The organism is Aquitalea sp. S1-19 (assembly GCF_024343515.1).
In genome coordinates this window covers 1-1556 of record NZ_RJTZ01000292.1, presented here as the reverse complement: position 1 = coordinate 1556, position 1556 = coordinate 1, and the positions used below count along the sequence as shown (strand labels likewise).

The following is a 1556-nucleotide window of genomic DNA, read 5'->3' as shown; positions in this document are numbered from 1 at the left end:
TCGATGGCGGGTTTAGCTTGGGAAGGCATCGCGGCTGACGCCGCTCCTACCTCTACCCCCTGTTCGGCTTTGCGCGCGGCGGCGCGCGCCATGGCCGCTTCGATGGCCGCGCGCTTGGCGTCGTCGATGGCGGGTTTAGCTTGGGAAGGCATCGCGGCTGACGCCGCTCCTACATCTACCCCCTGTTCGGCTTTGCGCGCAGCGGCGCGTGCCATGGCCGCTTCAATCGCGGCGCGCTTGGTGTCGTCGATGGCGGGTTTAGCTTGGGAAGGTATCGCGGCTGGCACCGCTTCTGCCTCCGCACCTGTCGCGGCAGCCTGTGCGGCTTTGCGTGCGGCAGCGCGCGCCATCGCCGCTTCAATTGCCGCACGTTTGGCTTCATCTCCCGGCGCAGCCGCTGTACTGACGGCGGATTCGCGCGCAGCCTTGTTGGCGGCGGCGCGCGCCATGGCAGCTTCAATCGCCGCGCGTTTGGCGTCGTCGCTTAATGGCGTTTTGGCGGGTGCGTGACTGTCTTCGGCTTTTTTCTCGGCGGCGCGCGCCATGGCGGCGCGGATGGCGGCCGCCTTGTCCGGGTCGGGTGCGGCACTGCTGGCCGGTGCGGGTGTGGCGCGTGCGGCCAGACGCTGCGCTTTTTCCGCCTTGTCGCGTTCCAGACGCAACTGGCGGAAGTCGTGGCGCATGCGGGCGCGATCGGCGGCCTTTTTGTCGCGCTCGGCCGCCCAGATCTCGTCCTTGGCGAATTTGTAAAAATCCACCAGCGGCAACTGGCTGGGGCAGACATAGCTGCAGGCACCGCACTCTATGCAGTCGAACAGGTCGGCTTCCTGCGCCCGTCCCAGATCTTTGGCCTTGGCAAACCAGTAAAGATCCATCGGTTGCAATTCGGCCGGGCATACGCTGGCGCATTCGCCGCAGCGTATGCAGGGCAGGGCTGGCGGGCGCGGCGGAAACAGTTGGGCGCTTTTGGCAATCAGGCAATTGCTGGCCTTGGACACCCCTGCTTCCAGCGAAGGCAGGTCGAAGCCCATCATCGGCCCGCCCATGATCACGCCTTCGCTGTCTGGCTGGATGCCGGCCCAGGCCAGCAGATGGGCAAACGGTGTACCGATGCGCGCCTCGATATTGCCGGGGCGTGCCAGATGGCCGGTCAGGGTGAGGATGCGGCTGATCACCGGCTCGCCATCCACCATGGCGCGCTTAAGCGAATACAAGGTGCCGACGTTGAAACACTGCACGCCCATATCGGTCGCACGCACGCCATGCGGCACTTTCTTGCCGGTGAGGATGCGGATAAGTTGCTTGGCACCACCGGACGGATACAGGGTGGGAATGGCGACCACTTCAAAACCGCTGCTGGCGCAGGCCGCGCGCATCGCGATGATGGCTTCGGGCTTGTTGTCCTCTATGCCGATTAGCACCGTGCGCGGGTGCATCAATTGCGCGGCGATGCGGATGCCGTCCACGATCTCGCCGGCGCGTTCGCGCATCAGCCTGTCGTCGCAACTGATAAATGGCTCGCACTCGGCACCGTTGACGATGAGTTGCTCCAGCGT

At 65.2% G+C, this 1556-nt stretch carries 1 protein-coding gene; it reads right to left on the bottom strand.

The features are described 5' to 3' along the window. On the bottom strand, positions 1-1556 hold a 1556-nt coding region (rsxC, locus tag EGI20_RS18490; RefSeq protein WP_498633159.1), incomplete at both ends, for an electron transport complex subunit RsxC.